General features: G+C 66.3%; 7 protein-coding genes. 5 read left to right on the top strand and 2 right to left on the bottom strand.

Annotated features, from left to right (window positions below; all coding sequences use genetic code 11):
- Window positions 1–247: 247 nt before the first annotated feature.
- The gene (locus RJ1_RS44250; RefSeq protein ID WP_073370988.1) at window positions 248–496 is read right to left on the bottom strand and encodes a hypothetical protein; all 249 of its coding nucleotides are present in this window, start codon (window positions 494–496) and stop codon (window positions 248–250) included.
- Between the two features lie 226 nt (window positions 497–722).
- Here RJ1_RS44250 and RJ1_RS44245 point away from each other — a divergent pair, with 226 nt between their 5' ends.
- The 3 genes from RJ1_RS44245 (at window position 723) to RJ1_RS44235 (ending at window position 2708) form a co-directional block, all read left to right on the top strand.
- Complete coding sequence (locus RJ1_RS44245; RefSeq protein WP_073370985.1) at window positions 723–914, top strand: three-helix bundle dimerization domain-containing protein; 192 nt, start codon at window positions 723–725, stop codon at window positions 912–914.
- A 272-nt stretch (window positions 915–1186) separates the two neighbouring features.
- The gene (locus RJ1_RS44240) at window positions 1187–1852 is read left to right on the top strand and encodes a TetR/AcrR family transcriptional regulator (RefSeq protein ID WP_073370983.1); all 666 of its coding nucleotides are present in this window, start codon (window positions 1187–1189) and stop codon (window positions 1850–1852) included.
- Entirely contained in the window at window positions 1830–2708 is an 879-nt protein-coding gene (locus RJ1_RS44235) for an alpha/beta fold hydrolase (RefSeq protein ID WP_073370981.1), read from the top strand. The genes RJ1_RS44240 and RJ1_RS44235 overlap by 23 nt, the downstream gene beginning before the upstream one ends.
- 141 nt (window positions 2709–2849) lie before the next feature.
- On the opposite strand, the gene RJ1_RS44230 is transcribed toward RJ1_RS44235, so the two are convergent.
- Window positions 2850–3239: a nuclear transport factor 2 family protein gene (locus tag RJ1_RS44230; RefSeq protein WP_143049035.1), complete on the bottom strand. Its 390-nt coding sequence runs from the start codon at window positions 3237–3239 to the stop codon at window positions 2850–2852.
- A 342-nt stretch (window positions 3240–3581) separates the two neighbouring features.
- On the opposite strand from RJ1_RS44230, the gene RJ1_RS44225 reads away from it, so the two are divergent.
- Window positions 3582–4619, top strand: coding sequence for an alpha/beta fold hydrolase (locus RJ1_RS44225; RefSeq protein WP_073370990.1), 1038 nt, complete (start codon window positions 3582–3584; stop codon window positions 4617–4619).
- A gap of 344 nt (window positions 4620–4963) precedes the next feature.
- Window positions 4964–5371 (top strand): thiolase family protein (locus RJ1_RS44220; RefSeq protein WP_501193866.1); only part of this gene is annotated, 408 nt, incomplete at its 3' end.

Here is a 5371-nt window from a genome sequence, read left to right as displayed (position 1 = left end):
AACCACACGCCGAGGACGGCGGACAACACCTAGACGTCAGATTGGCACCGTTGAGCACCACGGCCGAGGTGCTCAACGGTGCCAATCCTGTGCGGGAGAGAACGGGGGTACCCGCTACACCCGCCCACGCCACGGCCTTTGAGGACGACGCGGCCTTCTCGCCGGTCCCAGATTTGCCTGTCTTCGGCGCACCCGGCTCGAGCTGATGCACCGACGCGCCGCCGCACCCGACTCGCAAGGCCGCCGGTCACTGGCCGGCGGGGCGGCTGGTGCCGCGCAGTTCCGGGTACCGGGCAGTCAGCCGGGCCATCAGCTGATGCGCCTCGGCGAGTTGCCCGCGCAGGCGTGCACCCAGCTCCCGGTCCTCGGGGCCGCCTCGGTCTGTGTGTCCTCGGGCGGTCTCGATCCGGGACGTGAGTGCCGTGATCTCCTCGTGCAGCAGGTCGCGGAACATCCGCGCCTGGGCGGTATCGGGATCGTGGTCGGTCGGTGTCATCCGGTGCTCTCTCGCTTCGTGCGGCCGGATCCATCCAAAAAGGGTGGTGCCGCGGGGCGTAAGGAGACTGCGCCGCTGCAATCCAACGAGCCATCGTTGCCGAACCCGGCGCCCCACGTCAACCCGCCCTCCGATCTCCGCAACGGTTCGACAAGCCGGTGTTCCGGCTGGTGAACCAGTGGAAGACCCTTCCCGACCGGCCCTCGCCGGGAGCACAATCTCTGTCATGGACGTCACCGAAGACCAGCACATCGACGCGGTGCGCGCACATCTGATCCAGCAGTACCAGTCCCTCGACACCGACCGGGTCGACAATGCGATCGAGACCGCCCACCACCGATTCGACGGATGCCAGATCCGGGACTTCGTGCCCCTACTCGTCGACGCGCGGCCACCCGCGCTCTCGACGAATCCCTGACCATCACACCGCCTGCGGCGTATCCGACAGTGCCCGAGGCGCGGTAACCAAGGGGGCTCGACAGTTGAATCGGCGACGGTACCCCGCCCGCGCGATCAACACCAGCCTTCCGGCTCACGGCAGTGCTTCGTCCGGACCTTCGCAACCATCCCACGACGTACCGATAATGGTCCGGCCGGCGGGATGGCTGTGATGCGCTGGACCGGCATTCGATCACCACCTTGCCATTGAAATGCTCTTGTCATTCAAACACCGTTTGATACACTGTTTGAATGGTCGCGGTCGAGAACACACGCGAGCGCCTGCTGGCCGCAGCGCAGCGGCTGTTCGCACAAGGCGGTGAGGATGCGACTTCGCTGCGGGCCATCACCCGTGAAGCGGGCGCCAACGTCGCGTCCGTCAATTACCACTTCGGCAGCCGTGACGAGCTGTTGCGGCTCGTGCTCGAGGGCTACGTCGAACCGATCAACGCCCGACGCCTGGCCATGTTCGACGCCGTGGTCGCCGAACACGGTGACCGCGTGCCAGTGGGCGTGCTTCTGACCGCGTTTCTGCGACCCGACCTCGACGCGCTTGCCGATCTGCGAGCGCACAACCCACAAATCGCACGCTTCATCGGCCGCGCGTACACACAACCCAGCGCGTCCGTGGCAGGGTTCATGTACAAGCAATTCGCACCCGTCGCCGAACGCCTGATTCCCCTTCTGCAGCAAACACTTCCGAAGGTACCGGCAGTCGACCTGAGTATACGGCTCGGATTCGTGGTCTCGATCATCACCGGCCTGTTCGCCACCGCCACCCCCTCCCCCGATGGGCAACCACCGTTGGAATCCCCGGACGTCGACCATCAACTCGCGCGGCTGATCGCGTTCCTCGAGCCCGGTCTCACTGCGCCACCACCTCGAGGTGAATCCGATGACCACCCCCACAACCCTTGACCGACCCGACTGGCTGACCGAGACCGCATGGCCCTGGCACACCCACGCGGTGCCCACCGCAGGTGGCCGGGTGGCGATCACCGATGTCGGCCGCGGACCCGTCATCGTCTTCGTCCACACCGGCGCCTGGAGTTTCGTGTGGCGCGATCTCCTATCCGCGCTCTCCCCCACGTTTCGCTGCATCACCATCGACGCCCCCGGCTGCGGGCTCAGCGACCGAGTCCCCGGTGACCGCGTGAGCTTGCAGGCGTCCGCGGACGCCGTGACCGCGGTGCTCTTGCAGCTCGACCTGACGAACGTCACCCTGGTGGCCCACGACCTCGGTGGCCCGGCCGCGCTGGCAGCCGCCGCGGCTGGGCCGGACCGAATCGCCGCCATCGTCGCCGTCAACTGTTTCGGCTGGCGGCCGGCCGGCATGGCGTTCCGCGGCATGCTCGCCGTCATGGGCAGCGCTCCGCTTCGCGCCAGCGACGCAGCACTCGGATGGCTCCCTCGGGCGACGTCCGGAAGGTTCGGGGTGGGCCGGCACTGGACGAAGGACGACCGGGCGGTGTTCCGGGCGGGAATCGATCGCAGCGCTCGGCGGTCATGGCATCGGTACTTCGCCGACGCACGCAGCGCCGACGGGATCTACAAGAAGATCGACGCGGCGCTGGCCGCCTCCCTCGCCGATCACCCCGTTCTGACCGTGTTCGGTGAACACAACGACCCGCTCGGATTCCAACCATGCTGGAGGCGGCTGTTCCCCCAGGCGCGGCAGGAGATCGTGCCCGGCGGAAACCACTTCCCGATGTGCGACGACCCGCAGCTGGTCGCGGCCCTGCTCCGCAATTGGCATCGAACCATCGGAAGCTGACGCACCACGACCGCCGCGGTCGGTCTCTGGTCCTAACCGAAGTTCGAAACCTTCGCGCTTCCATTCGGATTGGACCAGAGACGGCAACTCCCAAAATGGCTGGCAAACACCGCGGCACCAGGTCCAGGCCGGCAGACCGCTTCAATCCTGCCGAATCGCGAGCCGGGTACGAGCCTCAGGGGTGTCGGCGTACACGCGCCACTCGGCGACCTTGTTTTGCCTGACCACCGCGGTCCACAGCGCCGGCCCGGCCAGACTCGGTTCCGAGCACACCGAATGCCCGACGGCCGTGGCGACACCACCGCGGACAATGATCGATGCGAAATGGTTCCGGTAGTCCGGAAATGACGCGAAGAACACCCGCCAGGCGTCCAGGCACGGCTGCCTACCCGAGATGACGGCGCCCTCGGTATCGACGAAGCAGTGGTCCTCGGACATCAGATCCGACATGGCGTCGGGGTCTCGCCGATTGATGCACTCGTTGAAGCGCACCGCCACCGACACCGGGTCCAGCTCAGGCCCGTCAGTCACCGTTCAATCCTAGGCCCGCAGAAGCCGGTGCGAATGCGGCGCCAACTCGGCCTCGATCGCCGAGCCCGTCCGGTCGAATCTGCCCATACTGCCGCCAACGCCCGCCACGGCAGTGCGGCAGTCCACTCACGAGCGGCGCAGGCAATCCGGTTGCTCGGCGATCCCGCGTGTAACACCGCGGCCTCCGCAGCGAATAACCAACGAACGCATCTCGCGCCTAGTCCGGGACACCGGATGCGGCAACGACCGTAGATCGACACCCTCGTGTGGGGCGTGTCGTCGCGCATGTCGACCGGATGCAGCGAAGAATCGGCAGCGAACGCGAAAGTCGAGGAGGACGCGATGTACGCCACTCGCATGCGCAGGCTCAGGCCGGTTCCCGACGCCCAACCACAGATGATGTTCCGCACCATCCACGGGTACCGGCGTGCCTTCCGCATGACCGGTGAGGGCCCCGCACTGCTGCTGTTGCACGGCATCGGCGACAACTCGTCGACCTGGACCGAGGTCATCCCGCACCTCGCCGAGAACTTCACCGTCATCGCGCCCGATCTACTCGGCCACGGACGCTCCGACAAACCCCGCGCCGACTATTCCATCGCCGCCTACGCCAACGGCATGCGCGACCTCCTCTCGGCCCTGGGAATCGACCACGCCACCGTGATCGGACACTCCCTGGGCGGCGGAGTCGCGATGCAATTCGCCTACCAGTTCCCACAGATGGTGGATCGGCTCATCCTGGTATCCGCCGGCGGGGTCACCAAGGACGTCCATCCCCTCCTGCGCCTCGCCGCGACGCCCATTGTCAATGAGGCACTGAAATTGCTGCGACTGCCCGGAGCGGTGCCCGTGATGCGATGGGCGGGAACCCTCCTGACTCGACTGCACGGCACACCCCTGCGCCCCGGCGCGGTATTGCACGACACCCCGGATCTGGTACGGATCCTGGCCGACCTGCCCGACCCCACCGCGCACGAGGCCTACCTGCGCACCCTGCGTGCAGTGGTCGACTGGCGCGGACAGATGGTGACCATTCTCGACCGCTGCTATCTGACCGAAAGCGTCCCGGTTCAACTGATCTGGGGAGATCGGGATACCGTCATCCCGGTCAGCCACGCCCACCTCGCGCACGCGGCGATGCCCGGCTCGCGCCTGGAGATTTTCGAGGGCGCCGGTCATTTCCCCTTCCGGGACGACCCGATGCGCTTCCTGCACACCGTCGAGAAGTTCCTGTCCGACACGCGTCCACTACCGTTCGACGAGACCAGGTGGCGGCAGCTGCTCAGCACCGGAACCGCCGAGAAGCCCATCACCACCGACCCCTCGATGCGAACCGCCGTGCTCGACGCTGTGGGATCCAACCAACGCAGCGCCACCTGATTCGGTCTCAAATTGGTCGACTCCGGGCACCCACACCATGTTCGGTGCTTGGATGGGCGCGCGGTCCAGCGTGATGGTATCGCAGTTGTGGGCATCCGAGCCGACACGAACTCGATGGAGCTGCGTCAACTCTGTGTTCGTTGCAATCGAAGAATGAAGATCGATCTCACCGGCAACGATTCTCACGGTGCCCAGATCGGGTCGATGACAGTCTTCATTGCCTCTGGACAACCTTCGGCCGCTAAAGTTTGTAATGGACAACGCGCGCGGGATGGGTGTTTCGGGCGGCTCACCGGCCCACCGATCGGGTGACGGGCGCGCCCTTCCGCGGCTGAGGAGTCGGCATGACTGACGCGTTTGTTCTGGGCGGCGTTCGGACGCCGGTCGGGCGCTACGGTGGCTCGCTCTCGCACATTCGCACCGATGATCTGCTCGGCCGAACCATGGTCGCAGCGTGCGAGCGCACCAGTGTGCCGCTCGACAAGGTCGAGGACATCGTCGCCGGCTGCGTGAACCCCGCCCACGAGGGGATGGGTGACATCGCACGCTGGTCCGCCCTCGCCGCGGGTTTCCCGGACTCCGTCCCGGCGATCACGGTCAACCGTTTTTGTGCGTCCTCGTTGTCGGCGGCGATCTCGATCGCCCACGCCATCCGCAGCGACGAGATGGAAATCGGACTCGCCAGCGGCGTCGAATCCATGTCCCGCTCGGGATGGGCTCTGATGAAAGGAGACGCGCCGTTCATGCCACGA

The sequence above is a fragment of the Rhodococcus jostii NBRC 16295 genome (assembly GCF_001894825.1).
GTDB classification, from domain to species: domain Bacteria; phylum Actinomycetota; class Actinomycetes; order Mycobacteriales; family Mycobacteriaceae; genus Rhodococcus_F; species Rhodococcus_F jostii.
This window is presented reverse-complemented; position numbering and strand designations above follow the sequence as displayed.

What these genes read in the sequence shown, in the direction of transcription:
- RJ1_RS44240 (WP_073370983.1), top strand. Translation starts at nt 1,187, where the DNA reads ATGGTCGCGGTCGAGAACACACGCGAGCGCCTGCTGGCCGCAGCGCAG.
- RJ1_RS44225 (WP_073370990.1), top strand. Translation starts at nt 3,582, where the DNA reads ATGTACGCCACTCGCATGCGCAGGCTCAGGCCGGTTCCCGACGCCCAA.
- RJ1_RS44245 (WP_073370985.1), top strand. Translation starts at nt 723, where the DNA reads ATGGACGTCACCGAAGACCAGCACATCGACGCGGTGCGCGCACATCTG.
- RJ1_RS44250 (WP_073370988.1), bottom strand. Translation starts at nt 496, where the DNA reads ATGACACCGACCGACCACGATCCCGATACCGCCCAGGCGCGGATGTTC.
- RJ1_RS44235 (WP_073370981.1), top strand. Translation starts at nt 1,830, where the DNA reads ATGACCACCCCCACAACCCTTGACCGACCCGACTGGCTGACCGAGACC.